Here is a 25,429-nt window from a genome sequence, read left to right on the forward strand (position 1 = left end):
CCCTAGTCCGCCGCCTTCAGTGCGTTGAGTGCCGTTCTGCGCGTGGCCTGCTCGACCGGGTCCGGCACCGGCAGCGATGCGAGAAGACGCTGAGTGTATGGATGCTGCGGAGCACCGAGCACGTCGTTGCCGCTGCCCTCCTCCACGAGTTTGCCCTTGTACAGCACCGCGATGCGGTCAGACAGCATGTCGACCACGGCAAGGTCGTGGCTGATGAAGAGCGCCGCGAAACCCAGCTCCTTCTGCAGTTCGGCGAACAGCTCGAGCACCCGCGCCTGCACCGACACGTCGAGCGCGCTGGTGGGCTCGTCGGCGATCAGCAGTGACGGGTTGAGCGCGAGGGAGCGTGCGAGGCTGGCCCGCTGGCGCTGACCGCCGCTGAGCTCGTGCGGGAAGCGATCGGCGAACGATCGCGGCAGTTGCACGGCCTCGAGCAGCTCGTTGACGCGCGGGCGTGCTGCCGCCGCATCCCGCGCCTTCCCATGCACGATGAGGGGTTCTGCCACGCACTGGGCGATCGTCAGCAGCGGGTTGAAGCTCGACGCCGGATCCTGGAAGACGAAACCGATGTCGCTGCGGACCGGCCGGAACGCCCTCTCGCGAATGCCCAGCATCTCGTGACCGAGCACCTCGAGTGATCCTCCGGTGATCTTCGTCAGACCGCCGATGGCGCGACCGATCGTGGTCTTGCCTGAACCGCTCTCGCCGACAAGACCGAGCACCTCGCCCGGCGAGATCGTGAAACTGACCCCGTCGACCGCGCGGAAATTGTGCCTGCCGAACCGGCCGCCGTATTCGATCACCAGATCGCGGGCGACCACCACGGGAGGTGCGGTGTTGACGGTTCCTGAGGCGACCCGCTCCGTGGCGCGCGCCGTGGCCCTCGCCCCGCCGCTGCCGATGCGAGGCACAGCGGCGAGCAGCTTCTGGGTGTACGGATGTTGCGGCGCGGAGAACAGCTGTTCGACACCGGCCTCCTCGACGACGTTGCCCTGATACATCACAGCGACACGATCCGCGAGGTCGGCAACGATCCCCATGTTGTGGGTGATCAGGATGATCGCTGTGCCGAACTCGTCGCGGCACTGTCGCAGCAGGTCCAGTATCTCGGCCTGCACCGTCACATCCAGCGCCGTCGTCGGCTCATCGGCGACGATCAGCTCAGGATCGAGCACGAGCGCCATCGCGATGACAATGCGCTGCTTCTGGCCTCCCGAGAACTGGTGCGGGTAGTAGTCGATGCGCTCCTCGGGGCTGGGGATTCCCACCTTGCCGAGCATCTCGATCGCCTGGGCCCTGGCCTGCTTGGCGTCGTAACCCTTGTGTGCGCGCAGGCCCTCGATGATCTGCCAACCGACGGTGAACACCGGGTTCAGGGCGAGGGACGGCTCCTGGAACACCATGGCGACGTCGGTGCCACGGATTTCCCGCAGCTGCGCGCCGGTCATGCCCACGACCTCGCGATCGTTCAGCAGGATCGCACCACGGGTCACGGCAGTCTCGGGAAGCAAACCGAGGATCGTCTTCGCGGTCACACTCTTGCCGCTGCCGCTCTCGCCGACGATGGCCAGCACCTCGCCGGCCTCGACCGACAGCGTGACGTTGTTGACGGCGACCACGTCTCCCCCGTCGGTCGCGAACGTGACCTCGAGTTCTTTGATGTCTACTACGCGGGTCATGCCGGCGCTCCCGTCGAGTCGGTCGCCGAGGTGGCGGCGGTCACCGGTGCGGCGTCGTCAGCCGTTGCGACACCTGATGTTGGAGAATCTGCCTTACGTCTCGTCCTGAGACGAGGGTCAGCCAGGTCATTCAGGCTCTCCCCCACGAGCGTGATGCCGAGCACCACCAGCACGATCGCAAGCCCGGGGAACACCGAGGTCCACCAGATTCCGCTGGTGACATCCGAGATCGAGCGGTTGAGGTCGTAGCCCCACTCGGCGGCAGACGTCGGTTCGATGCCGAAGCCGAGGAATCCCAGCCCGGCGAGGGTCAGGATGGCCTCTGAACTGTTGAGCGTGAAGATCAACGGCAGCGTGCGGGTGGCGTTGCGCAGCACGTGGCGGAACATGATGCGGGAGGTACTCGAGCCGATGACCTTGGCCGACTCCACATACGCCTCTGACTTGATGCGCACAGTCTCGGCTCTGATCACGCGGAAGTACTGCGGGATGTAGACCACGGTGATCGAGACCGCCGCGGCGAGAACACCGCCGAACAGCGTCGACTGTCCGCCGCTGATCACGATGGCGGCGACAATCGCCAGCAGCAGGGTCGGGAACGCGAAGACCGCATCCGCGATGACGACGAGCACCCTGTCGAGCCAGCCGCCGATGTAGCCGGAGATCAGGCCTAGGAAAACCCCGGCGAAGATCGACAGCATCACCGCGACCACGATGACAGCGAGTGCGGTCTGGGTGCCCCAGATCACCCGCGACAGCACGTCATAGCCGCCGACGGTCGTGCCGAGCAGGTGGGCACCGCCGGGGGCCTGCTGCGCTCCGAAGAAGCCGTTGTCATCTCTCAGCTGCGCGAAACCGTACGGCGCCAGAACCGGCGCGAAGATCGCGGTCAGCAGGAAAATGCCGGTGAGAGTCAGTCCGGCGATCAGCATTCCGCGCTGCAGGCCCACGCTCTGCCGCAGTTGGTGCACGATCGGCAGGCGGTGCCACAGCGGCGCGCGACGCGGTGGGGCGGATGTCACAACCGGATCAGTCATTTCAGTACCTCACCCTCGGGTCGATGACCGCCGCGAGTATGTCGACGATGAAGTTGCTCAGGGCAACGATCACCGCCAGCAGCGCCACGATTCCCTGCACGGCCACGAAGTCGCGGGCGCTCAGGTACTCGGCCAGCTTGAAACCGAGACCCTTCCACTCGAAGGTTGTCTCTGTGAGCACCGCGCCGCCCAGCAGGACCGCGATCTGCAACCCGATGACCGTGATGATCGGGATGAGCGCTGGCTTGTACGCGTGCTTCCGCACGAGCCGGAACTCGCTGACACCGCGGGAACGCGCCGCATCGACGTAGTCCATCGACAGCGTGCCGATGACGTTCGTGCGCACCAGGCGGAGAAATACGCCGGCGGTCAGCAGACCGAGTGCGAGCCCGGGCAAAACGGCATGCTGCAAAACGTCGGAGATCGCGGCAGGGCTGCCCAGCTGAATCGCATCAATCAGATAGATGCCGGTGCGATTTTCGAGTTTCCCCATCTGCAACTCGGTGCGGGTACTCGCGCGCCCGGCGACCGGCAGCACCTTGAGCCAGACCGAGAACACGAGCTTGAGCAGCAGTCCGGCAAAGAACACCGGGGTGGCGTAGAAGAGGATGGCAACCACGCGCAGCACCGCGTCCGGCCAGCGATCGCGCAGGTACGCTGCGACCATCCCCAGGGGAATCCCCACGACGAATGCGACGAGAAGCGCGTAGAAGGCCAGCTCCAGCGTCGCGCCACCGTAGGTCAGCAGCAGCTGCGAGACGGGGCGGCCGTCGCTGATAGCCGTGCCGAAGTTGCCGGTCGCCACCTGCCCGATGTACTCGAAGTACTGCACGATCAGCGGTCGGTTGTACCCGGCAGCCTCAATACGTTCGGCGAGCTGCTGCGCGCTGAGCCGGCCGCCGAGCGCCGCGGTGATGGGATCGCCGATGCTGCGCATCAACAGGAACACCATCGTCACCAGGATGAAGATGGTCGGGAAAATCAGCAAGAACCGCACGATGATGAAACGCACCAACGGGCTTCCACCACCGAAGGAACGTCGAGGAGCCTGTGATGGATCCTTGGATGCCGGTGGGGCCTGGACGGTCGTCGTCATGTTTACCAATCATGCTGGAGCGAAAGAAGGCGACCCGCTTGACGCGGGTCGCCCCCTCACTGCGCTAGAGAAACTCTAGCTGTCGTTCATTCGAGTCGCAGGTGTCTGCTAGCCCTTCGCGAGGCTGCCGTAGCGGAACTTGAACGAACCGTCGAGAACTGCGCCGGTCACATCCTTGCCCGTGACGGCAATCTGCGAACCCTGCAGGAACGGCACCGTCGACAGGTCGGCGGCAACCTTCGCCTGAATTTCCTCGATCAGCGCCTGGCGCTTGTTAGCATCCCCTTCGACAGCCTGATCCTGGATCAACTGGTTGACCTCGGGGTTGTCGTAGTGGTTGCCGAGGAAGTTGTCCGTCGAGAAGAACGGCGTCAGGTAGTTGTCTGCGTCCGAGTAGTCCGGGAACCAGCCAAGCTGGTACGCCGGGTACAGGTCCTTGGTGCGGTCCTTGGCGTAGGTGACCCACTCGGTCGACTGCAGGTTGACCGTGAACAGTCCGGTTGCCTCGAGTTGGCTCTTCACCAATGCGTACTCGTCACCCGACGACTCGCCATAGTGATCCGGGTTGTACTGGAGGTTGAGCGAAACCGGAGTAGCGACTCCAGCGTCGGCAAGAACCTTGGCTGCGGCGTCGGCGTCAGGGCCGCCATCCTTGCCGTACAGGTCCTTGAGCACCTCAGTGGCGCCGGTCAGACCAGCAGGAACGTAGGAGTACAGCGGCAGGTAGGTGCCCTTGTAGACCTGCTCCGAGATCTGCTGGCGGTCGAGGAGATCGGCAACTGCCGCACGAACGGCCAGCGCCTTGGCCGGGTCGGCCTCGGCAGTGGTGGCACCGAACGGCTGGGTGTCGAAGTTGAAGACGATGTACCGGATCTCGCCACCGGGGCCAACGATCACGTTGACAGCGTCATTGCCTTCGAGGTCAGCAACGTCGGTCGCAGACAGGCTGCGGTGTGCGACATCGATGTTGCCCTCCTGCACGTCGAGCTTCAGGTTCGAAGCGTCCGTGTAGTACTTCAGGTCGATGTTGCTCGTGGCGGCTGCGCCAAGAACGCCCTGGTAGTCAGGGTTGGCCTCGAACGACACCAGGTTGTTGAAGTCGTAGCTGGTGATCACGTACTGGCCGGCAAAAGCGTTGCCTGCCACGATGTCAGCGTCGGAAGTGATCGCGTCAGCGGAGAAGACATCCTCGTCGACGATCGGACCGGCCGGGCTCGACAGGATCTGGGCGAAGGTCTGGTCGTTGCCGTTCTTCAGCGTGAAGACGACGGTCGTGTCATCCGGTGTGTCGATGCTGTCGATGTTGCCCAGCAGAACGGACGGGCCATTCTGGTCAGCAATGGTCAGCTGGCGCTCGAACGAGAACTTCACGTCTGACGAGGTGAGGTCGTTGCCGTTGGCGAACTTCAGGCCGTCCTTCAGCACGACGGTGTACTCGTTGTCGCTCGTGTACTCGGCTGACACCGCGATGTCAGGCTCAACATCAGACGTACCCAGCTTCGAGTTCAACAGGAACGGGAAGACCTGGTTCATGATCGCGAACGAACCGTTGTCGTACGAACCGGCCGGGTCGATGAAGGTCACCTTGTCGGTGGTGCCGACAATCAGTGACTCGCCCGAACCGCCACCGGTACCACCGGTGCCTCCGTCGCCTGCGGCGCAACCGGCCAGTGCCAGTGCGAACACGGCCGAGCCTGCGACCGCTGCGAGAGCGCGCTTCTTTTTGGATGCGGATGTCATATCCGTCTACCTCTTCCTCAATGTGAGTGCCTCGTGGGCACTGCGTGGCAAGGAACGCGACGGAGCGCTAGGCGACTCCGGCGTTGCTGTATCCCCAGTAGTAACACAGACACTGTGCGGATCAGCGTCCATGAGGCTGAAAATGAACGATCTTTACTGAAAAGCAATGCAGTGCTCCAGGGCCTACTCGTTGCGTAAAACCCGTCGCTCGGTCTCGATTCGCACAAGCTCACGCTGCACCTCGGCATACCGCTCGGGATCTGCCGCGGCATCCAATCGCTGCATCATGCCCATCACCGACCTCTTCTCGCGAAGCAGATCCCTGTCGATGAAGTCAGACACGATGCTGGTGCAGTACACCGCCAGTTTGTCTTCGCGCGCCGGAATCGGGGCAACAGCCAGCTGGTTGACCAGTGTCGCGTACCGCTGAGGCACCTCCGCGGTCACTCGGGCGACCCAGTCTGGGCTCTCCGCGTGCGCGATGCTCACGGCCACGGCATCCCGCACAATCTCGAGGGAAGCGTCGCCAAACCCGACCGCCGCGGCCTTCGACATGAGGGCAGACCCGACGAGCTCCGGATGCTGCAGGATCGCCATCAGCACGTCGCGTTCGGTTCGGGTCGTGGTGTCGGTCGCGAGGCGCGTGATGGATGGCTCGTCGGCGACCGGGGTCGGGGCTGCCTGCTGGTCGCGAGACGCACGGTTCTGGCCCTCGTGGGAATCGCCGCGGGGTGCGTGGTGGTCGAGGGATGAACGAGCCGTGGACACCGCACGCTGCACCTCGGTGGGCTCAAGACCCAGCCATCCGGCGAGATTTCGGACGTAGCCGACGCTCATCGACTGGTCCCGGATGCCCGCGACCACCGGTGCCGCCGCCCTCAGGGCAGACACCCGGCCCTCGACAGTCTCGAGATCGAAACCGGTCAGCACACGGCGCACCATGAACTCGAACATCGGCTTGCGCGTCTTGATCAGGCGCCGAACCGCATCGTCGCCCCGGTTCAGGCGCAGGTCACACGGGTCGAGCCCGTCCGGGGCCACGGCGACGAAGGTCTGGGCGGCGAAACGCTGCTCTTCCGCGAACGCGCGGCTGGCGGCCTTCTGGCCGGCGTCATCCGGATCGAAGGTGAAGATGACCTCGCCGGTGCCGGTCGTGTCCGGGTTGTCGGTGTCGCCGATGATCCTGCGGACAATCTTGATGTGGTCGACACCGAATGCCGTGCCGCAGGTCGCGACCGCCGTCGTGACGCCGGCAAGGTGACAGGCCATCACGTCGGTGTAGCCCTCGACCACGACCACCTGCTTGCCGCGCGCGATGTCACGCTTGGCCAGGTCCAGACCGTAGAGCACCTGGCTCTTGTGGTACACCGGCGTTTCCGGGGTGTTGAGGTACTTCGGTCCGTTGTCGTCGTCGAGCAGCTTTCGTGCACCGAAGCCAAGAGTTGCGCCCGTGACATCCCGAATCGGCCACACGAGGCGGCCCCGGAACCTGTCGTACACGTCGCCGCGTTCGCCGCGACCGAGCAGGCCAGCGATGACCAGCTCGTCGACGGTGAACCCCTTCGCGGTGAGGTGCTTGTTCAGCGCCTGACCGCGCGGTGCGAAGCCGATCCCGAAACGCTCCGCGGCGGATGCGTCGAAGCCGCGCTCCCCCAGGAACTTGCGCCCCGGCTCTGCATCGGGAGTCGTCAGCTGCTCCACGTAGAAGTTCGCGGCGGCCTGGTTGGCTGCGAGGATGCGAGCACGGTTGCCGTGATCCGTCGCCGCCCCGCCGTCCTCGTAGTGCAGCTCGTAGCCGATCCGGCCCGCCATGCGCTCCACGGCCTCGGAGAAGCTGACGTGATCCATTTTCTGCAGGAACGTGAAGACGTCCCCGCCCTCACCGCAGCCGAAGCAGTGGTAGAAACCGACCTGCGGGCGCACGTGGAAGCTGGGGCTGCGTTCTTCGTGGAAGGGGCACAGGCCCTTCATCGACCCGACGCCGGCGTTCTTCAGCGTCACGTAGTCGCCGACGATGTCGGCCAGATTGGTGCGCGACCTCACCTCGTCGATATCGCTACGTCGGATCAGTCCAGCCACACCCCGATTCTACGGTTGCGCGCGCAGACCCCGCTGCCGCTGTCCCCCGCTCGCGCGCAGCCCCGCCTCCGCCGCTGCCGCTGCCGCCCCTGCCGCCCCCGCCGCCGCCCCGGCCCCTTCGGAAATTCAGGAAATCAGCAGCGCTCCGAGATGTGTCGCCCGCGTGTGCTGCGGAATCGGCGGATGCCACACCGGATTTCCTGAATTTCCGAAGGGGGGTGGAAGAGGACGGGGTGGCGGGGTGGCGGAGGTGGCCGCGCGGGCTGCGAGGGCGCCGCGTGCGGCCGCGGAAGGTCAGCCGACGAGGCGAGCGTGCCAGACCATGGCCGACTGGTCAGTCAGCGACGCCACCTGGTCGACGACAGCCCGCTTGCGCTGCGTGTCTGACTGCGCCTGGTGCCAGTCGGCCGTGAATCCGGCGTCGAGGTTGGTCGGCGCCGTCCACAACAGCACGTCGGCAAGTTCCGACAGGATGTCACGCTGCTGGGCGTAGATCGGACGGCGGGCATTCGTCGACATCACAAAAGCCGCCACGATGCCCTTCAGTACCGCGATCTCGGCCTGAATCTCGCGCGGAACAACGAGGTCGGCCCCGAAACGGGCGAGACTTCCGGAGTGCGACTCCCTCGTGGCGTGCACCGCGGCTCCGGCAAAACGTCCGATGAGCTGGCTCGTCAGGTTCTTCAGCCGACCGTGGGCCTGTCGGCTTCCGTCCCACCGGTCGATCCAGACGTCGAGGTTGTCCAGCCGGTCGAACGCGGCGATGAGCTCGTCGTGGTCGACCTCTCCCCCGATCCACGCGAACATCGAGTTGACGAGTTCGTCGTGGTCGACGCGCGCGCCGAGGGCCGTGACATCCACATAGCCGTTGACGATCGCATCCTCGAAATCGTGCACCGAGTAGCCGATGTCGTCGGAGAGATCCATGACCTGCGCCTCGATGCAGCGCTGGCGGTCGGGAGCGTCGGCGCGCAGCCACTCGAACGCGGCGGTGTCGTCGTCGTAGAACCCGTACTTGCTGCGGCCGCTGGGATCCGGAATGCCCTGGGCGCTCGGCCACGGGTACTTGCAGCTCGCGTCGAGCGTCGCTCGCGTCAGGTTGAGCCCGTACGACTCCCCATCCGGCCCGAAAACCTTCGGTTCGATGCGGGTGAGCAGGCGGAGCGTCTGCGCGTTGCCCTCGAAGCCGCCGATGTCGGCCGCCCAGTCGTTGAGGGCGCGCTCGCCGTTATGGCCGAAGGGCGGATGCCCCAGGTCGTGAGCCAGACACGCCGTGTCGACAACGTCGGGGTCGAGTCCGAGGCTGTCTGCCAGCTCGCGCCCAACCTGCGCAACCTCGAGGGAGTGGGTCAGCCTGTTTCGCGCGAAGTCGAGCGCGGTCGTCGGGCTGAGCACCTGCGTCTTCGCCGCGAGTCTGCGCAGCGCGCTCGAGTGCAGCACCCGCGCTCGATCTCGCGCAAAGTCGCTGCGGCGGCTGTAATGCTCTTCGGGAAACCAGCGCTCGGCATCGACGGCCGAGTAGTCGTCAACCACCGCTGGTGTTCAGTTCGGCTGCGGCAAGCTCAACGCGGTGCGTCTCCTGCAGTTCGCGGCTGTCGAGCCACCCCTGCGGCAGGCTGGGGCTCTTGGGGGTGCCGGCACGGCCACGCTGGCCTTCGGCGTCGGCGCCCGGGTACGGCTGATCCCAGTCGAGCTGGGCGAGAAGCTCGTCGAGCTGCGCGAGATCCTGCACCGTCGCGAGTGAGGCGCGAAGCTCTCCACCGACCGCGTATCCCTTGAAATACCAGGCGACATGCTTGCGGATGTCGCGGCAGGCGCGGTCCTCCTCCTCGAAGAACTCGGTCAGCAGTTCGGCGTGCCGCCTGAACGCCCGCGCAACCTCGCCGAGACCCGGCTCAGCCTTGAGCTGCTCGCCGCGGAACGCTGCGGCGAGGTCACCGAACAGCCACGGCCGTCCGAGGCATCCACGGCCGACGACGACTCCGTCGCAGCCCGTCTCGTCGACCATTCGCAGGGCATCCTGTGCGCTCCAGATGTCGCCGTTGCCGAGGATCGGCGTGCCGGTGATGGTGTTTTTGAGCTTCTCGATGGCCGACCAGTCTGCGGTTCCCGAGTAGAACTCGGCCGCGGTTCTGGCGTGAAGCGCGATGCTGGCGACGCCAGCGCCCTCCGCCGCCTTCGCTGCCTCGAGGTAGGTCAGGTGGTCTGAGTCGATGCCTTTACGCATCTTGATGGTGAGCGGAACGGCGCCGGCAGCCTTCACCGCGCCCTCCACAATGTTGCGGAACAGGTCGCGCTTCCACGGCAGCGCAGCGCCGCCGCCCTTGCGGGTGACCTTCGGCACGGGGCATCCAAAATTCAGGTCGATGTGGTCTGCACGATCTTCGGCGACCAGCATCGTGACCGCCTCGGCGACGGTCTTCGGGTCGACGCCGTAGAGCTGGATGCTGCGCGTGGTCTCAGACTCGTGGTGCCGAATCAGCCGCATGCTTTCGGGGGTTCGCTCGACCAGCGCGCGGCTGGTGATCATCTCGCTGACGTAGAGCCCTGCGCCGTATTCGCGGCACAGGCGCCGGAACGCGGTGTTCGTGATGCCCGCCATCGGCGCGAGCACGACCGGCACGTCGAGCGCGATCGGCCCGATCTTGAGCGCGGGCGTCGACGCTGGTGCCGCAGCAACGCGCGGGTCAGCAACAATGGTCATGTGGCAATTCTCCCAGAGATTTCGGACGAGCTCGGCATGGTCCACGCTGGCACCCAGCGAATGCTGCAGGATGCCGCCAGCCGAGGCATCCCCATCGAGGTCGTTTCGCACCCCGAAGCCGGCTCGCTGGCCGAGGCCGCGGCGCTGCTCGGCGTCTCCCCCCGCGAGGTGGTGAAGTCGCTCGTCGTGAAGCGCCACGACGGCGCCTTCCTGTTCGCGTTGGTGCCGGGCGACCGCCAGCTCTCATGGCCGAAGCTGCGTGCGGTCGTCGGCGTCAACAAGTTGAAGCTGTCGACCCCAGAACTTGCGCTGGAGGCAACGGGGTTCGAGCGCGGCACCATCACACCGCTGGGCAGCACCACCGCCTGGCCGGTGTTCGTGGATGCGCGGATCACAGCTCAGCGGATCGCCATGGGCTCCGGCGCTCATGGGACGAGCGCGTGGGTCTCGACCGAGCAGCTGATCTCGGGTTTCGACGCGACAGTGGCCGACATCACCACAGAACTGGCGGCGGACTAGTGGCCCTCGACGATCATCCGAACGTCTTCCGGTTTGACGGCCGCATCTGGGTCAGCACAGCTCCTCGCGAGGACGCCGTTGCGCAACTCCGCGCGCAACGGGCCTGGGATGCCCAGAACGCCAAACTCCAGCGCTGGTGGGTGGCCATCGCGATCGGCGCAGCCGGTGGCGTCGCGGCGACGCTCATGTTCGGCTCCGCGGCGGAACTCGCGCCCGCGGTCTACCTGCTGCTTCTACCCATCGGATTCGGCGTCGGGGCGGTGCTCGGCGCCCTGCTGAACAAGCGCTTCAACGCACCGGACGCGCAGCACTCATCGCTGCCGCCGCGGCCCGCGACCGTTCCCCTCACCCAGGTGCCTCCCCGGGTCGCTCGTGCCGCACCGGCTGACGCGGGTGTGACCGACCTCATCGAGTGGTCGAAGCGGGGCTTCGTCAGCTAGACGTTGTCGTCGTCGAGCCGACGATTCACGATGGCCTGCGTGTGGTGCTCGGGGACAGCACAGAAGTCGCCATCACAGGATGCAGCGCTCGGGTCACCCAACGGGGTCAACCCGATGATGGGCAGGGAGTTCGTCATGGCATCCACTATTCACTCTTTTCGATTGACCGCTCGGTCTGTACCTGTGTGAGCACGTTAGCGAAAGTAGCAGCATCCTGCGCGCCGGACACCCCGTAGGTGCCGTCGATCACGAAGAACGGCACGCCCTGAATGCCGTATTCCTGGGCGAGCGCCACGTCGGCCTTCACATCGGCGAGGAACCTGTGGCTCTCCAACGCCTCCGTGACCTCGGCGGCATCGAAGCCCAGCTCCTCGGCGATCGCGACGAGATTCGGGATGCGCCCGACGTGCTCGCCGCGCACGAAGTACGCGTCGAGCAGCCGCTCCTTCATCTCGATCTGGCGACCCTTGCTCTTGGCGAAGTGAAGCAGCTCGTGGCTGATGATGGTGTTCGTCTGGTGGACGTGGTCGTAGTCGTAGTCCAGCCCGACGCTCTTGGCAATGTCCGTGACATTCGCGAGCATTTGGGTGACCTGCTCGGCGGGAATGCCCTTGCGCTGGCTGAGGTAGTCGGTGGGCGTGCCGTCGAAGTCGACCGGAGTGTCTGGAGCGAGTTCGAAGGAGTGGTACTCCACCTCGACCTCACCGCCGAACTGGGCAGCGCCCGCCTCGAACTTTCGCTTGCCGATGTAGCACCAGGGGCACTGCACGTCTGACCAGATATCGACCTTAATGGGATTACTCACCCCCAGCACAACGACCTGCACCTTCAGGTATTCCCGCGCCGATGGGAGATGTCCTCATTAATGCCTATTGCCACCCGAACGGGGGTAGGGGCATGCTCAGAAGATCGAAACCCTTTCGAGACTTGAGGAGTTCTTCCATGAGAAAACGAACAATCGCCGCCGCTATCCTGCTGGCGACACTGTCAGGACTGGCGCTCGGCACACCCGCCGTGGCCAGCACCGGCGGAACCGAAGACGGAAATCTGCACCCGGATGTCGGGCTCATCCTGTTCTACGACGCCGACGGGCGTTTCCGCTGTTCAGCGACATTGGTGTCGCCGACCGTGGTGCTCACCGCCGCGCACTGCACCCAGGGCACTGTGGGCAAGACGCTCGTCACCTTCGACACGGTAATCGCAAGGACTCCCCCGTCGCTGTTCCCGGTCGCCGCAGATCCGTCCGTGGGATTCACGCAGGCCGAGATCGAGGCTGCCGGCTACCTGTCGGGTACGGCGTACACGCATCCGGACTACTCGAACTTCACCGACATGAACAACTGGAATGACGTTGGGCTCATCCAACTTGACCACCCCGTTGCGTCGTTTGGTGGCGGATACCCGGCAATTGCACCCGTTGGCACCCTGAGCGCGATCAAGACGAGCAACTTGTCGAAGACGCTCTTCACCGCGGTCGGCTACGGCACCGAGGTGCGCAAGCCCGACTCGGGACCGCAGAAGCCTCAGCCGATGAGCTACCCGCTGCTGCGGCGCTACGTGGACATGCCCGGTCAGAAGCTGACCCCGCAGATCCTGCAGACCAACGGAAACCCTAATGACAATAAGGGAACCGGCGGCACCTGCTTCGGTGACTCGGGTGGTCCGGTCTTCCTCGACGGCAAACTGGTCGCGGTGACCAGCTACGGCTACACCAGCAACTGCCGCTATCTTGGTGGCTACCAGCGGGTCGACATCCCCGTGGTCGCCAACTGGCTGTCAGGCTTCGGGCTCTGATTCAGTGAGTGGCGGGCCGTTCGCGGCCCGCCACTTCGCTGTGCCCGCTGGCGCCGCCCCCGCTCCCGCCGCCTCCGCCGCCTCTGCCGCCGCCCTTCCCGCTGCCGCCGCCTCCGCCGCCGCCGCCGCGGCCGCCGCCCCCGCTCCCGCCGCCTCCGCCGCCTCTGCCGCCGCCCTTCATTCTCGGAAATTCAGGAAATCTCGACCGGGCCGCGTGCGCTCTCCCGCCATTACTGTCCTTAGCCCCAAGGCGCGTCGCCGTTTCCTGAATTTCCGAAGTGGGCGGAGCGTGCGACGCCAGTGCGACGTCGACCGCCCGGAGGAAATGGGCCCAGTTGCCAAAAATCATCTTCGCGCTCACGCTCATTGCGTGAAATCCCGCGATCGTCATGTCGACGCATTTAAGTCGGTCCTCCTCAAACGTGTCTGCGTGAAATTTTTTGCCGTCGATCTCAATCCCCATGATGTCGTCAACGACCAAGTCGATTCGCTGGGTTCCCAGAGCTACCTGAATCTCTACCGTGTGACCCGCCAGCCTGAGCCTCGTGCGAGCGAGGCTCTCCGGCAGGCTCTCGCACCTGCCGTCCACCCAGGATCTGATCCACCGCTTGCGTCGCGGCAAATTCAGGATCAGCCGTTCGAAGTCGAATTCGTCGAGCCGCCCGGTGTGCAGCGCCCAGTCGATCGCAGCAACGGCCGTCTCAAGATCCTCATCCATGACCACTCGCACCAACGCCTCGATCAGGCCGACGTGCGACGCACTTCCTTGCTCGCCGATGATCAGCGAGTCCCAGTGGAGTCGCACGCCGCGACGGACTCCGAGCGGCCGCCGTCTGTTCCATTGGCTGCGCAGTCGCGCGGCATTCTGCGGAATGGAGACGTGCAATGGATGCTCGCCCAACACCCATCCGCCCCACTCGCGAATGGCGGAGATCCCCGTCAGGCGCCCACCAACCCGCACGGCCCTCACCCGCGCGTCCGCGTAGTCCAACGTGGTGTACCAACCCTGCCTGGCGCGAATCACCGTCCCGTCTCGCACAGCGTTGGTCAGGTCGACGTCTCGCGCTCCCCGCGCGACAAGTTGCCGTTTTTGCGCGAATCCGCCCAGCTCATGGACCACTCTCGAGATATCCACCATGCGCAGAGCATCGCGAAGTGCGCCCTCGGCCGGGACGCGTGCGGCCCAATCGGTGGACTCTCGGCGCGCGCAGCCCGTGTGGAGTAGCTGTCTCCTTCGGAAATTCAGGAAACGGCGCGCGGACGACCGCAGAGTCCCCGCCACGAGTGGAGGACACCGCTCAGCGCGACCGGATCTCCTGAATTTCCGAAGGCGGTGGGGGCTGGAAAGGCGGCCTGCGGCAGCCGCCGCAGCGGCCCGGGCCGCTACGCGCCGATGAGCCGCTCGGCGAGGTAGCTGCGCAGGCCCTCGAGCGGGATGCGCTCCTGCGCCATCGTGTCGCGCTCGCGCACGGTCACCGCGTTGTCGTCGAGCGAGTCGAAGTCGATCGTGACGCAGAACGGGGTTCCGATCTCGTCCTGGCGGCGGTAGCGGCGGCCGATCGCGCCAGCGTCGTCGAAGTCGACGTTCCACAGCTTGCGGAGGTCGGCGGCGACACTGCGGGCCAGCGGCGACAGCTGCTCGTTGCGGGACAGCGGCAGCACTGCCACCTTCACGGGCGAAAGCCGGCGGTCGAGGCGCAGCACGGTGCGCTTGTCGACGCCTCCCTTAGCGTTGGGCGCCTCATCTTCGGCGTACGCGTCGATGAGGAAGGCCATGAGGGCGCGGGTGAGGCCGAACGCGGGCTCAATCACGAACGGCGTCCACCGCTCGTCCTTGGCCTGGTCGAAGTACGACAGGTCGGCACCGGATGCCTCGGAGTGCGTGCGCAGGTCGAAGTCGGTGCGGTTTGCGACGCCCATGAGCTCGCCCCACTCGCTGCCGGCGAAACGGAAGCGGTACTCGACATCCACGGTGCGCTTGGAGTAGTGCGAGAGCTTCTCCTGCGCGTGCTCGTAGAAGCGCAGGTTCTCCGGGTTGATTCCGAGGTCGGTGTACCAGTTCATCGACTCGTCGATCCAGTACTGGTGCCACTCTTCGTCCGTGCCGGGCTCGACGAAGAATTCCATCTCCATCTGCTCGAACTCGCGGGTGCGGAAGATGAAGTTTCCGGGGGTGATCTCGTTGCGGAACGACTTGCCCACCTGCCCGATGCCGAACGGCGGCTTCATGCGTGCGGCGCCCATGACGTTGGCGAAGTTGGTGAAGATTCCCTGGGCCGTTTCGGGGCGCAGGTAGTGCATGCCCTCTTCGTTGTCGACCGGGCCGAGGAACGTCTTCAGCAGTCCGGAGAAGTTTTGCGGTTCGGTCCACGAGCCGGGCTGCCCTGTGTCGGGGTCGCGGATGTCGGCAAGCCCGTTCACGGGTGGATGACCGTGCTTCTCCTCGTACGCCTCGAGGAGGTGGTCGGCGCGGTAGCGCTTGTGGGTGTGCAGCGATTCGACGAGCGGGTCGGAGAACACCTCGACGTGACCGGAGGCCTCCCACACCTTGCGGGGCAGGATGACGGCGGAGTCGATGCCGACGACGTCGTCGCGGCCCTGCACCATGGTCTGCCACCACTGCTTCTTGATGTTCTCTTTGAGTGCAGTGCCGAGGGGTCCGTAGTCCCACGCGGAGCGCGAGCCACCGTAGATCTCTCCGGACTGGAAGACGAATCCCCTGCGCTTGGCGAGGTTGATGACGGCGTCGATTTTGCTGGGCGTGGCCACGGTGTGTCTCCTTCGGTGCGTCCATTGTCGCGGCGCGCACCATCAGTCAGCCGAGCTGGATGCCCGGTCGGCGAAGTGTCCAGCCTACCGGCAGCGCCGCTACCGAAGCGTCGTCAGAACCGCCTCGACATCGGCCTCGGTGTTCCACAGGTGGAACGAGGCGCGCAGTCGTCCCGCCCGGCCGGACGCCCTGATCCCGGCGTCGATGAGCTTGGTGAGGTCGGCGCCGTCCGGGTCGGGCCAGCTCACGATCGCCTGGTGCTGCTGGGGTATTCCGAGGCCATCACACAGGGCATCACCCAGCCCGCTGGTGCGCGCCCATACCTCCCCAATGTCGAGGCCGGCGAACAGGGCGATGGACTGTTCGGCGCCGATCCACGCCTGCCAGGCGGGTGACACGTCGAATCGCCTGGCGGCCGGTGCGAGGTTCATGTTCGGCCCGTAACAGCTCTGCCAGATGTCGCCGCCGGCGTACCACCCCGCGTAGAGCGGGGTCAGCAGAGCGTCGAACCGCTCGGCCACGGTCAAAAACGCGACGCCCCTGGGTGCGCACAGCCACTTGTAGGTGTGGCAGACGGTCACGTCGAAGATGGATGCATCGACCGGCAGCACTCCGGCCGCCTGGGTCGTGTCGCACATCGTGTAGGTGTTGTGGCGGGCCGCCGCCGCGCGGATCGACTCGACGTCGGCGACTTTTCCGCTGGATGACTGCACCAGCGAGAACACGACCAGCCACGTGTCATCCGTGATCGAGTCGGCGAGAGCCTCGAGGGGCGCCTGCCGAACCCGGATGCCCTGCCGCTGGAGGAACGGGAACACGATCGACGAGAAGTCACCGTCGACGCACAGCACTTCGGCGCCGTCCGGCACGGCGGAGGCGACGAGCGCGGCGAGCACCGAGGTCTGTGACCCCTGCGCGACCCGGTCCGGATGCACGCCCACGAGTGCGGCATACGATGCCCGGGTGCGGTCGATGACCTCGTCGTAGCCGCGCGGGTCGCGGTTGGCGTGCCACCACGCGTCGAGGTCAGCTGTCAGCGCCTCGACGGCCTGCCGCGGGGGCAGCCCAATGGATGCCACGGCCAGGTAGCCGCGCGGGTCACCGAAGCTGTCGATCGCAGACTGGAGCGGTGCAGAGGTCATACCCAAGCATCCCGCTCCCACCCACAGGCGGCAAGAGCCGCATCGGCGACTGCGGACCGGGCGCTGCCTAGGCCGACACCGCTGCGGACAGGTGGTGTGCGCGCTCGATGATGCGCACCACAGCGAGGGCGTCCTTCGGGTCGACCGGTGAGGGCGCTCCATCGAGGATGCTGGCGGCGACTCCCGCGTAGAACTCCGGGTACGCGCCATCCTCGGTGCGCACCGGCGTGAGCTCCTCGCCGACTCCGACCAGACCCCACCCGGCCTTCGGGGTGAGGCCGTAGCCCTTGGATCCGGGCCATTGCTGCTGCTTCAGCATCGGCTCCTGGTTGTCGAGCCCGTTCACCGAGTACGCCGACTCAGAGCCGAGCACCCTAAAGCGTGGGCCGATCTGGCCGGCAACACGGCTCATGGTGAGGTGTGAGCGCACGCCGCTGTCGTGCAGCAGCGAGATGAACGCGTCGTCGTCGCTGACTCCCCCGTCGCGCACGACGGTGAGTTCGGCGGTGTCAACGGTGGCCGGTCCGAACAGCTGCAGGGCCTGGTCGATGAGGTGGCTGCCCAGGTCGTAGGTGATGCCCGCGCCCTGCTCGGCCGTGGTGGAGTCCTGCCAGCGGTCGCGCAGCGCGCCTCCCCAGCGTTCGAAGGTGGACTCGAAGCGGTGGATGTCACCAAGCGCACCCTCGGCGAGCAACTTCTTGATCGTCAGGAAGTCACCATCCCAGCGGCGGTTCTGGAACACGGCAAGCAGCTTGCCGGCATCCTCTGACGCCTCGATGAGTTGCTTGGCGTCGGTGACGGTCGGCACGAACGGCTTGTCGATGACGACGTGCAGGCCGGCCTCGAAGGCGGCGAGACCTTGGGCGAGGTGCACGTGCGCTGGCGAGGCGAGGATGACCAGGTCGAGGTCGGCGGCGCGCGCGAGCAGCTCTTCCGGGCTGCCGACGATCTCGGCGCCCGGGTGCTGGGCCGCGGCCTCTGCCGCGCGTTCCGGGCTTCCCGTGGAGATCAGGTCGAGGCTGAACGCGGGGTTCGTGGCGATGAAGGGCGCATGGAACACCCGGCCCGAGAGGCCGAAGCCAATGATTCCGGTGCGGATAGGGGATGACTTCTGCGTTGAGGGCATTCGGCCAGCCTAGCTAAGGTGCGGCTGTCGCGGTGGTGGTGGATGCGCCCAGTGCGTGCACCGTCTGCGAGGCGTCGACGAGGTGACGCACAACCTGCTGCAACTGCTCGGCGGTGATCGTGGCATCCATGCTGAAACGCACGGCGGTCTGGGCGACTTCGGGCTCGATGCCCATCGCGACGAGCACGTGCGAGGGCTCGTCGCTGCCCACGGCGCAGGCGGATCCGGCCGAGCACACCACCCCGCGCTGGCCGAGCTCGAGCAGGATGGATTCGCCGCTCGTTCCCGGGAAGCAGAACGACGCATTCGACGGCAGCCGGGGCTCCGTCGGCCCGGTGAGCGTCGCGCCGGGCACTGCGCTCACCACGTCGGCGATGAAGGTATCCCGCAGCGCCGTCACGCGGTCGGCGTGGTCGACCCGCGCGAGTTCGCTGAGACGCACGGCCGTGGCGAGCCCGACGGCGCCGGCCACGTTCTCGGTTCCGGACCGCCTGCCGCGCTCCTGACCGCCGCCGTGCACGAGCGGTTCCAGCGGGATCCTGCGCCGCAGGTAGAGCGCACCGATGCCTTTGGGCGCCCCGAGCTTGTGCCCGGAGACGCTGATCGCGTCAGCTCCGAGGTCTTTCAGGTCGATCCAGCCGGCCGCCTGCACGGCATCGGTGTGCATCACGGCCCCAACGGCATGCGCGAGCTCCGCGATCGCGCGGATCGGCTGCACCGCGCCCACCTCGTTGTTGGTCAGGATGATGCTCACGAGCGTCGTGTCGGGGCGCAGCAGCTTCGCCACCTCGTCCGGGTCGACGAGCCCGTGCCGGTCGACGCCGACAATGCTGATCTCAAAACCGTGGATGCGACGCAGGTAGTCGCACGATTCCAGCACGGCCTCGTGCTCGACCGCGGAGGTCACGATGTGCCGGCCGCGCGGGTTGGCCAGCGCGATTCCCTTCACCGCGAGGTTGTCGGATTCGGTGCCGCCGGCCGTGAAGATGACCTCGGAAGGACGAGCCCCGAACAGCGCGGCGACGGTGGCCCTGGCATCCGCCAGTGCGAGCGCCGCCGACTCCCCCAGCTCGTGGTGGCTCGACGGGTTGCCGAACGAGCCCGTGAGGTACGGCCACATGGCCTCGAGCACCTCGCCGCGCACCGCGCTCGTCGCTGCGGCATCCAGATAGATCATGAGATGGCCATGTCGAGCCCCAGGTCGAGGGCGCGCACGCTGTGGGTGAGCGCTCCGACCGAGATGATGCCGACGCCACAGCGTGCGATCTCGCCGACGGTGTCGAGGTTCACGCCGCCGCTGGCCTCGACGAGGCAACGACCGGCGACGATCGCGACGCCCTCGCGCAGCTGCGCCGGCGAGAAGTTGTCGAGCATGATCGTGTTGACTCCGGCCGCCACGACGGGCTCGATCTGGTCGATGCGATCGACCTCCACCTCGATGTGGGTGGTGTGTCCGAGCCTGAGGCGGGCGTCGCGGATGGCGTCGCCGATCGGGATGCCCGCCCGCTGCAGCACCGCGAGGTGGTTGTCTTTGGCGAGCACGGCATCCGAGAGGGAGTAGCGGTGGTTGTGGGCGCCGCCGTCGCGCACGGCCTGGCGTTCGAGCATCCGGAGCCCCGGTGTGGTCTTGCGGGTGTCGACGATGCGCGCCGAGGTGCCGGCCACGGCCTGCACGTAGCGTGCGGTCATCGTGGCGATGCCCGACATGCGCTGGCTGAGGTTGAGGGCGATGCGCTCAGCGCGCAGCATGGCGCGGGCGTTCCCGTCGACCGTGGCGAGCACGTCGCCGACGGCGAAGGCCGCGCCATCCTCCACGAAGAGTTCGACCTTGGCGTCGGCATCCACAAGCGCGAAGACCCGCGCAAACACGTGGATGCCGCTCATCACGCCCGCCTCGCGGGCGACCAGGCTCGACTGCGCGCGTGCGGTCGCGGGCAGGAAGGTCTCCGAGGTGATGTCGCCCCAGGGGGCATCCTCGGCGAGAGCGCGGCGGATGATGTCGTCAACGGCATCGGAGTTCACAGGGTCGCCTCTTCTTTTACACGTAAGGATGCCGGCACGACGCAGTCGAATGATTGCGCGAACAGTGCGGAGCTTTCGGGAAAATCGGTGCGCCAGTGGGCGCCCCTCGACTCCTCACGGCACAGGGCTGCGGTCACCGTCAGCCGGGCGAGGTCGAGCAGGTTGCGGGTTTCGAGGTCGCTGACGGAATCGCCGACGACCGTCCACTCTTCGAGCTGGGCCGCGGCGGCACGAAGCCCCGCGGCGGAACGTTCGATGCCGACGAGATCCCACATCAGTCGCTGCACCTGAGCGCGATCCACCGGAACGTCGCCCGCGGCAGCAGCGCCCAGCGTGGTCGCCGTCGAGGCGAACTGCGGCCACGCGTCGGTGAGCACATCCGTGGCGCGCCAGGCGAAGGCGAGAGACTCGAGCAGCGAATTGGATGCGAGCCTGTTTGCGCCGTGAACGCCCGTGCACGCGACCTCGCCGACCGCGAACAGCCCGCGCAGCGAGGTGCGGCCGTGCGCGTCTGTGCGGATTCCGCCCATCCAGTAGTGCGCCGCGGGCGTCACGGGGATCGGTGTGGTCGCCCAGTCGAAACCGTGGGCGGCGCATGACCGGTCGATGCCCGGGAAGCGCTGCTCGAGGTAGTCGCGGCCGAGAGCCGTGGCATCCAGCAGCACGGGCCGACCGCCCTGCGCAGCCATCGCGTTGGCGATGCCGCGGGCGACGACGTCTCGCGGGGCGAGCTCGCCATCCGGGTGCACGTCGAACATGAACCGGCGTCCGTGCTCGTCGAGCAGCACGGCGCCCTCTCCGCGCACGGCCTCGGAGATCAGCGGGGTGCCGGCGACGGCGAGGGCCGTGGGGTGGAACTGGTAGAACTCCAGGTCGGCGAGCACCACGCCTGCCCTGAGGGCTGCGGCCGTGCCGTCACCGGTGGCCACTAGCGGGTTCGTGGTGTGGGTGTAGAGCTGACCGGCGCCGCCGCTGGCCAGGATCACGATGTCGGCGTCGATCACGCGCACGACACCGGCGGTGTCGACGACCTCGATGCCGCTCACGCGACGGTCGGGCCCGCTGTCATCGATCACCAGATCGCGCATGAAGGTGTGCTCGTGCACCTCGAGCGCGAGGGTGCGCACGGCCGCGACGAGGGCGGTCTCGATGGCGAGCCCGGTCGCGTCGCCGCCAGCGTGGATCACGCGGCGGGCCGAGTGGGCGGCCTCGTGGCCCCGCTCCAGCTCCCCGTTGATGCGGTCGAACTCCACGCCGAGCGCGATCAGGTCGCGAACCCGGCCGGGACCTTCCGTGCACAGCACGTCGACAGTCGCCGGGTCACACAGCCCGTCGCCGGCGCGCACGGTGTCTGCCGCGTGGGCCTCGGCGCTGTCATCCGGAAACAACGCAGCCGCAATGCCGCCCTGCGCGTATTTCGTGTTGCTTTCGCCCAGGTCGGCCTTGGTCACCAGCACGACGTCATGCTCAGCGCTGGCCCGGTACGCGGCAATCAGCCCCGCGATCCCGGTGCCGACGACGACGACGCGTGCCATCAGACCGTCTCCTGCGCCGGGATCGGCTTAGCGGCGAGCATGCGCTCGAGCGCGACGCGGGCGTCGGCCGCGACATCCATTGGCACAGTGATCTGGTTGATGACTTCGCCGCGCACGAGCCCCTCCAGCACCCAGGCGAGGTAGCCGGGGTGGATGCGGTACATGGTGGAGCACGGGCAGATCACCGGGTCGAGGCAGAAGATCTTGTGCTGCGGAAACTCAGCTGCGAGCCGGTTGACCATGTTGATCTCGGTGCCGATCGCGAAGGTGGTGGGCTCGGTCGCGGCCGCCACCGCCTTACGGATGTAGTCGGTAGACCCTGCCTCGTCTGCGGCGTCGACGACGGCCATCGGGCATTCGGGATGCACGATCACGCGCACCCCCGGATGCTCCACCCTGGCCGCGTCGATCTGGGCGACGTTGAAGCGCTTGTGCACGCTGCAGAAGCCGTGCCAGAGGATGACCTTCGCGTCGAGCACCTCGGCCTCGGCGTTGCCGCCGAGCGGCTTGTGCGGGTTCCACATCGGCATCAGTTCGAGCGGGATGCCCATCGCCTTCGCCGTGTTGCGACCGAGGTGCTGGTCGGGGAAGAACAGCACGCGCTGGCCGCGCTCGAACGCCCACTCCAGCACCGTTGCGGCGTTGGAGCTGGTGCACACGATGCCACCGTTGCGACCGCAGAATGCCTTCAGCGCGGCAGACGAGTTCATGTAGGTGACCGGGATGACCGGAACCCTGCCCGCGGAATCGGGCTGGGTGCCGTACAGCTCGGTGAGCTGCTCCCAGCACTCCTCCACGGAGTCGATGTCGGCCATGTCGGCCATCGAGCACCCGGCGGCGAGGTTCGGCAGGATGACGGCCTGGCCCGGACGCGCGAGGATGTCTGCCGTCTCGGCCATGAAGTGCACACCGCAGAACACGATCGCCTCGGCATCCGGAACGGTCTGGGCGGCATTGGCGAGTTGGAACGAGTCCCCGAGGAAGTCGGCGTGCTGCACGACCTCGTCGCGCTGGTAGAAGTGACCCAGGATCACGGCACGGTCGCCGAGCACCTCTTTCGCCGCACGGATTCGATCGTGCAGCTCGGCGTTGGAGGCATCCTGATACTCGGTGGGCAGCTGGCCCTGGCGCGGCGACCCTGTCGGGATCACGTCGCCCATCGACGATCCGGGGCCGTAGCCGGGGGTGCCGAGGTCGAAGGTCCAGGGGCCGTCGGCCAGCTCGGGCGCACAGCTTTCGCCGGGCGCGGTCTGGATGAGTGCATCAACTGATGACACGGGTACTCCCTGTTTTCTCATGACTGAGCGGGCCGTTGTCGACGAGCTCGGTGTTGGCGTTGTAGCGGTAGAGCCGCGGCGGGCGGTGCCTGCCACCGCTGACGACGGCATCGGTGGGCTGAAGCGAGCCCTCGACCTGCCGGCGGAAGTTGGCGGGGTCCAGCGGCTTGCGCAGGATCGCCTCGTGCACGTTGCGCAGCTCGGTGAGCGTGAAGGTCTCACCCAGCAGCGCGTGAGCGATGCGGCTGTACTCGACCTTGGTGCGCAGCCGCCACAGCGCGTACTCGATGATGACGTTGTGATCGAAGGCCAGCTCCGGCAGGTGGTCGGCGGGGAACCAGCGCACGTTGTCGCCGTCGGTGGCCTGCTCCGCCTGGTCGGCCCGCACGAGTGCCCAGTACACGATCGACACGACGCGGCTGGAGGTGGAGCGCTCGACGTCCCCGAAGGCGTACAGCTGCTCGAGGTAGCTGGGCTGCACTCCGGTGGTCTCGAGCAGGTTGCGTGCCGCGGCATCCGCGAGGCTCTCGGGCTCGGTCACCCAGCCGCCCGGCAGCGCCCAGCGGTCGAGGAACGGCTCTTTGATGCGGCGCACCAGCGGGATCCACACCGCGCTCAGCCCGGTGTCTGGGTGCTCGCGCAGGGCGAAGATCACGGTGGATACGGCGAGTTGGATGCCGTCGCGCGGTGAGTCTGCCATGGGGCTTCCGATCAGTAAAGGTCACTATGACCTGAAGAGAGTGTAACACTTCAGGTCGAACTGACCAAAACGCTCCCGGCGCCCTCCCCCCTTCGGAAATTCAGGAGATGAGCGTCGCGGCGGTGGCACGTGCCGCGCGGCTCCGGTGTTCCGGGTTCGGCGCGCACGCCGTTTCCTGAATTTCCAACGGTGGGGGGCAGTGGGGCAACTGTGGGGCCCGCGGTCAGGCGCCGGGCGCGTCCACGGCCCCGCCGAAGCGGCGGTTGCGGGAGGCGTAGATAGAGACGGCCTCCCAGAGCTGCTCGCGGGTGAAGTCTGGCCACAGGGTGTCGAGAAACACCATCTCGGCGTATGCGCTCTGCCACGGCATGAAGTTGGACATCCGCTGCTCCCCCGAGCTGCGCACGAACAGGTCGACGTCCGGCAGGTCGGGCGTGTACAGGTGCTTCTGGATCGTCTTCTCGCTGATGCCGGAGGGCTTGAGCCGGCCGGCGGCGACGTCCTCGGCGATGACGCGCACCGCATCCGTGATCTCGTTGCGTCCGCCGTAGTTGACGCACATCGTGAGGGTGAGCACGTCGTTGTCGCGGGTCAGCTGCTCGGCGAACTGCAGCTCTTTGATGACGGATGCCCAGAGCCGGGGTTTGCGGCCCGCCCAGCGCACCCGCACTCCCCACGCGTTGAGCTGGTCGCGCCGCCGGTGCAGCACGTCCCGGTTGAAGCCCATGAGGAATCTGACCTCGTCGGGTGAGCGGCTCCAGTTCTCGGTCGAGAACGCGTACACGCTGATGTGTTTCACGCCGATCTGGATGGCGCCGGCCACCACGTCGAGCAGGCTCGCCTCCCCCGCCTTGTGGCCCTCAACCCTGGTGAGGCCGCGGGCGTTGGCCCAGCGGCCGTTGCCATCCATCACGATGGCGATGTGCTCGGGCACGGCTTTGCGCGGTATCTCGGGAGGGTAGATGCCCGTCCAGTCGACGGGCTTGTAGTCGACGGCGTCTTTGTGGGTGCGCTTGAACGGCCTCATGCGCTGCGGTCCACGTGCTGCAGTGATCGGAGTGATCGTTCCAAGTGGAACTGCGTGTAGGCGGCAACCACTCCGCTGGCCTGGCTTCGCGAGCGCTCGTCTGCCGCCTCGGCGACCTCCCAGCGGCCTTCGATCAGCGCGCCCAGCAGGTGCAGGGTGTCTGGGTCGAGCCGCGGCGAGCCGGGGGGTGCGACCTCGTCGGCGACCACGCCACCGAGTTGTGCGACGAAGACGGTGTGCGGGCCTGGGGCGCCGGTGATGGCGCAGTCCTCGAAGCTGGGTGCCCAGCCGGCGATCGACAGTGATCGCAGCAGGTACGAGTCGAGGGTGAGGCTTGGATGATGCTCCCGCCGCGACAGGGAACGCAGGGCGCCCACCAGCAGGAGGTATTGCTGCAGGCTGCCGTCGTCATCCGTGATCTTGTCGGCTGTTTCGATCATGGCGCTGGCCGCGGTGTAGCTGGCGTAGTCGTCGGCGATCTCGGCACCGTACGACCCGAGCGATTCGGCCTGCTGGATGATGTCGAGGCTGCGGCCGACGTAGCACTGCACGTCGGCGACCATCATCGGCTCGAGTCTGGCGCCGAACTTCGACGCCGTGCGACGCACGCCTTTGGCCACGGCCCGGATCTTTCCGTGCTGGCGCGAGAGCATCGTCACAATACGGTCGGCTTCACCCAGCTTGTGGGTGCGCAGCACAACGACTTCGTCACGGTAGGTCGGCACACTCACGATTATCCTCT

General features: G+C 66.7%; 23 protein-coding genes. 3 read left to right on the plus strand and 20 right to left on the minus strand.

The window, feature by feature from the left end:
- Nucleotides 1-2: 2 nt before the first annotated feature.
- The 7 genes from QMG83_RS09155 to dusB all read right to left on the minus strand — a co-directional run bounded on the left by QMG83_RS09155 (nt 3) and on the right by dusB (nt 10,335).
- Complete coding sequence (locus QMG83_RS09155) at nt 3-1,679, minus strand: ABC transporter ATP-binding protein (protein WP_283505062.1); 1,677 nt, start codon at nt 1,677-1,679, stop codon at nt 3-5.
- Nucleotides 1,676-2,716: an ABC transporter permease gene (locus QMG83_RS09160; protein WP_283505063.1), complete on the minus strand. Its 1,041-nt coding sequence runs from the start codon at nt 2,714-2,716 to the stop codon at nt 1,676-1,678. Before QMG83_RS09160 ends, QMG83_RS09155 begins: the two co-directional genes overlap by 4 nt.
- A 1-nt stretch (nt 2,717) precedes the next feature.
- Nucleotides 2,718-3,812 (minus strand): ABC transporter permease, encoded by a 1,095-nt coding sequence (locus QMG83_RS09165; protein WP_283505064.1) that lies wholly within the window; start codon nt 3,810-3,812, stop codon nt 2,718-2,720.
- A gap of 108 nt (nt 3,813-3,920) precedes the next feature.
- A complete protein-coding gene (locus QMG83_RS09170) occupies nt 3,921-5,552 on the minus strand; it encodes an ABC transporter substrate-binding protein (RefSeq protein WP_283505065.1) in 1,632 nt (543 codons plus the stop codon).
- 183 nt (nt 5,553-5,735) lie between these two features.
- Nucleotides 5,736-7,631 (minus strand): DNA primase, encoded by a 1,896-nt coding sequence (gene dnaG, locus QMG83_RS09175; protein WP_283505066.1) that lies wholly within the window; start codon nt 7,629-7,631, stop codon nt 5,736-5,738.
- Nucleotides 7,632-7,925: 294 nt separating this feature from the next.
- The gene (locus QMG83_RS09180; protein WP_283505067.1) at nt 7,926-9,164 is read right to left on the minus strand and encodes a deoxyguanosinetriphosphate triphosphohydrolase; all 1,239 of its coding nucleotides are present in this window, start codon (nt 9,162-9,164) and stop codon (nt 7,926-7,928) included.
- Nucleotides 9,157-10,335: a tRNA dihydrouridine synthase DusB gene (gene dusB, locus QMG83_RS09185; RefSeq protein ID WP_283505068.1), complete on the minus strand. Its 1,179-nt coding sequence runs from the start codon at nt 10,333-10,335 to the stop codon at nt 9,157-9,159. The genes QMG83_RS09180 and dusB overlap by 8 nt, the downstream gene beginning before the upstream one ends.
- A gap of 36 nt (nt 10,336-10,371) precedes the next feature.
- Here dusB and QMG83_RS09190 point away from each other — a divergent pair, with 36 nt between their 5' ends.
- Both QMG83_RS09190 and QMG83_RS09195 read left to right on the plus strand, forming a co-directional pair.
- Nucleotides 10,372-10,854, plus strand: coding sequence for an aminoacyl-tRNA deacylase (locus tag QMG83_RS09190; protein WP_283505544.1), 483 nt, complete (start codon nt 10,372-10,374; stop codon nt 10,852-10,854).
- Nucleotides 10,854-11,294, plus strand: a complete 441-nt coding sequence (locus QMG83_RS09195) for a hypothetical protein (protein ID WP_283505069.1) — start codon at nt 10,854-10,856, stop codon at nt 11,292-11,294. Before QMG83_RS09190 ends, QMG83_RS09195 begins: the two co-directional genes overlap by 1 nt.
- Here the strand turns inward: QMG83_RS09195 and QMG83_RS09200 are convergent.
- Nucleotides 11,291-11,431 carry a hypothetical protein gene (locus tag QMG83_RS09200; protein ID WP_283505070.1) on the minus strand — a complete coding sequence of 47 codons (141 nt, stop codon included), beginning with the start codon at nt 11,429-11,431 and terminating at the stop codon, nt 11,291-11,293. The genes QMG83_RS09195 and QMG83_RS09200 overlap by 4 nt on opposite strands.
- Before the next feature lie 8 nt (nt 11,432-11,439).
- On the minus strand, nt 11,440-12,099 hold the full coding sequence (locus QMG83_RS09205; RefSeq protein WP_283505071.1) for a DsbA family oxidoreductase: 660 nt from the start codon (nt 12,097-12,099) through the stop codon (nt 11,440-11,442).
- 137 nt (nt 12,100-12,236) lie between these two features.
- Between QMG83_RS09205 and QMG83_RS09210 the strand changes: the two genes are divergently transcribed.
- Nucleotides 12,237-13,088 carry a S1 family peptidase gene (locus QMG83_RS09210; protein ID WP_283505072.1) on the plus strand — a complete coding sequence of 284 codons (852 nt, stop codon included), beginning with the start codon at nt 12,237-12,239 and terminating at the stop codon, nt 13,086-13,088.
- A 1-nt stretch (nt 13,089) separates the two neighbouring features.
- Here QMG83_RS09210 and QMG83_RS09215 read toward each other — a convergent pair whose 3' ends face one another.
- From QMG83_RS09215 to recO, 11 genes are all read right to left on the minus strand, one after another.
- Nucleotides 13,090-14,226, minus strand: coding sequence for a putative endonuclease domain-containing protein (locus QMG83_RS09215; RefSeq protein ID WP_283505073.1), 1,137 nt, complete (start codon nt 14,224-14,226; stop codon nt 13,090-13,092).
- 245 nt (nt 14,227-14,471) lie between these two features.
- Entirely contained in the window at nt 14,472-15,857 is a 1,386-nt protein-coding gene (locus QMG83_RS09220) for a glycine--tRNA ligase (RefSeq protein ID WP_283505074.1), read from the minus strand.
- A gap of 99 nt (nt 15,858-15,956) precedes the next feature.
- On the minus strand, nt 15,957-17,000 hold the full coding sequence (locus tag QMG83_RS09225; RefSeq protein ID WP_283505075.1) for an aminotransferase class V-fold PLP-dependent enzyme: 1,044 nt from the start codon (nt 16,998-17,000) through the stop codon (nt 15,957-15,959).
- Nucleotides 17,001-17,067: 67 nt separating this feature from the next.
- Nucleotides 17,068-18,126, minus strand: a complete 1,059-nt coding sequence (locus tag QMG83_RS09230; protein WP_283505076.1) for a Gfo/Idh/MocA family protein — start codon at nt 18,124-18,126, stop codon at nt 17,068-17,070.
- Nucleotides 18,127-18,139: 13 nt separating this feature from the next.
- Nucleotides 18,140-19,303 carry a cysteine desulfurase family protein gene (locus tag QMG83_RS09235; protein ID WP_283505077.1) on the minus strand — a complete coding sequence of 388 codons (1,164 nt, stop codon included), beginning with the start codon at nt 19,301-19,303 and terminating at the stop codon, nt 18,140-18,142.
- Nucleotides 19,300-20,148 (minus strand): carboxylating nicotinate-nucleotide diphosphorylase, encoded by an 849-nt coding sequence (nadC, locus tag QMG83_RS09240; protein WP_283505078.1) that lies wholly within the window; start codon nt 20,146-20,148, stop codon nt 19,300-19,302. The genes QMG83_RS09235 and nadC overlap by 4 nt, the downstream gene beginning before the upstream one ends.
- On the minus strand, nt 20,145-21,683 hold the full coding sequence (gene nadB / locus QMG83_RS09245; protein ID WP_283505079.1) for an L-aspartate oxidase: 1,539 nt from the start codon (nt 21,681-21,683) through the stop codon (nt 20,145-20,147). Before nadB ends, nadC begins: the two co-directional genes overlap by 4 nt.
- On the minus strand, nt 21,683-22,960 hold the full coding sequence (nadA, locus tag QMG83_RS09250) for a quinolinate synthase NadA (protein ID WP_283505080.1): 1,278 nt from the start codon (nt 22,958-22,960) through the stop codon (nt 21,683-21,685). The genes nadB and nadA overlap by 1 nt, the downstream gene beginning before the upstream one ends.
- Nucleotides 22,947-23,660 (minus strand): NUDIX hydrolase, encoded by a 714-nt coding sequence (locus QMG83_RS09255; protein ID WP_283505081.1) that lies wholly within the window; start codon nt 23,658-23,660, stop codon nt 22,947-22,949. The genes nadA and QMG83_RS09255 overlap by 14 nt, the downstream gene beginning before the upstream one ends.
- A 223-nt stretch (nt 23,661-23,883) precedes the next feature.
- Nucleotides 23,884-24,687, minus strand: a complete 804-nt coding sequence (locus QMG83_RS09260) for an isoprenyl transferase (RefSeq protein ID WP_283505082.1) — start codon at nt 24,685-24,687, stop codon at nt 23,884-23,886.
- The gene (gene recO, locus QMG83_RS09265) at nt 24,684-25,412 is read right to left on the minus strand and encodes a DNA repair protein RecO (protein ID WP_283505545.1); all 729 of its coding nucleotides are present in this window, start codon (nt 25,410-25,412) and stop codon (nt 24,684-24,686) included. Before recO ends, QMG83_RS09260 begins: the two co-directional genes overlap by 4 nt.
- Between the last annotated feature and the right edge of the window lie 17 nt (nt 25,413-25,429).

Origin of the sequence: Salinibacterium sp. G-O1 (assembly GCF_030063305.1) — a bacterium.
In the GTDB taxonomy this organism is placed as follows: Bacteria; Actinomycetota; Actinomycetes; order Actinomycetales; family Microbacteriaceae; genus Rhodoglobus.

Excerpts from the sequence above, each read along its gene's own strand:
- dusB (WP_283505068.1), bottom strand. The coding sequence starts at position 10,335 with ATGACCATTGTTGCTGACCCGCGCGTTGCTGCGGCACCAGCGTCGACG.
- QMG83_RS09260 (WP_283505082.1), bottom strand. The coding sequence starts at position 24,687 with ATGAGGCCGTTCAAGCGCACCCACAAAGACGCCGTCGACTACAAGCCC.
- QMG83_RS09170 (WP_283505065.1), bottom strand. The coding sequence starts at position 5,552 with ATGACATCCGCATCCAAAAAGAAGCGCGCTCTCGCAGCGGTCGCAGGC.
- QMG83_RS09165 (WP_283505064.1), bottom strand. The coding sequence starts at position 3,812 with ATGACGACGACCGTCCAGGCCCCACCGGCATCCAAGGATCCATCACAG.
- QMG83_RS09190 (WP_283505544.1), top strand. The coding sequence starts at position 10,372 with ATGGTCCACGCTGGCACCCAGCGAATGCTGCAGGATGCCGCCAGCCGA.
- QMG83_RS09230 (WP_283505076.1), bottom strand. The coding sequence starts at position 18,126 with ATGCCCTCAACGCAGAAGTCATCCCCTATCCGCACCGGAATCATTGGC.
- QMG83_RS09160 (WP_283505063.1), bottom strand. The coding sequence starts at position 2,716 with ATGACTGATCCGGTTGTGACATCCGCCCCACCGCGTCGCGCGCCGCTG.
- QMG83_RS09215 (WP_283505073.1), bottom strand. The coding sequence starts at position 14,226 with ATGGTGGATATCTCGAGAGTGGTCCATGAGCTGGGCGGATTCGCGCAA.
- QMG83_RS09155 (WP_283505062.1), bottom strand. The coding sequence starts at position 1,679 with ATGACCCGCGTAGTAGACATCAAAGAACTCGAGGTCACGTTCGCGACC.
- QMG83_RS09255 (WP_283505081.1), bottom strand. The coding sequence starts at position 23,660 with ATGGCAGACTCACCGCGCGACGGCATCCAACTCGCCGTATCCACCGTG.
- nadB (WP_283505079.1), bottom strand. The coding sequence starts at position 21,683 with ATGGCACGCGTCGTCGTCGTCGGCACCGGGATCGCGGGGCTGATTGCC.
- QMG83_RS09210 (WP_283505072.1), top strand. The coding sequence starts at position 12,237 with ATGAGAAAACGAACAATCGCCGCCGCTATCCTGCTGGCGACACTGTCA.
- QMG83_RS09225 (WP_283505075.1), bottom strand. The coding sequence starts at position 17,000 with ATGACCTCTGCACCGCTCCAGTCTGCGATCGACAGCTTCGGTGACCCG.
- QMG83_RS09200 (WP_283505070.1), bottom strand. The coding sequence starts at position 11,431 with ATGACGAACTCCCTGCCCATCATCGGGTTGACCCCGTTGGGTGACCCG.
- QMG83_RS09235 (WP_283505077.1), bottom strand. The coding sequence starts at position 19,303 with ATGATCTATCTGGATGCCGCAGCGACGAGCGCGGTGCGCGGCGAGGTG.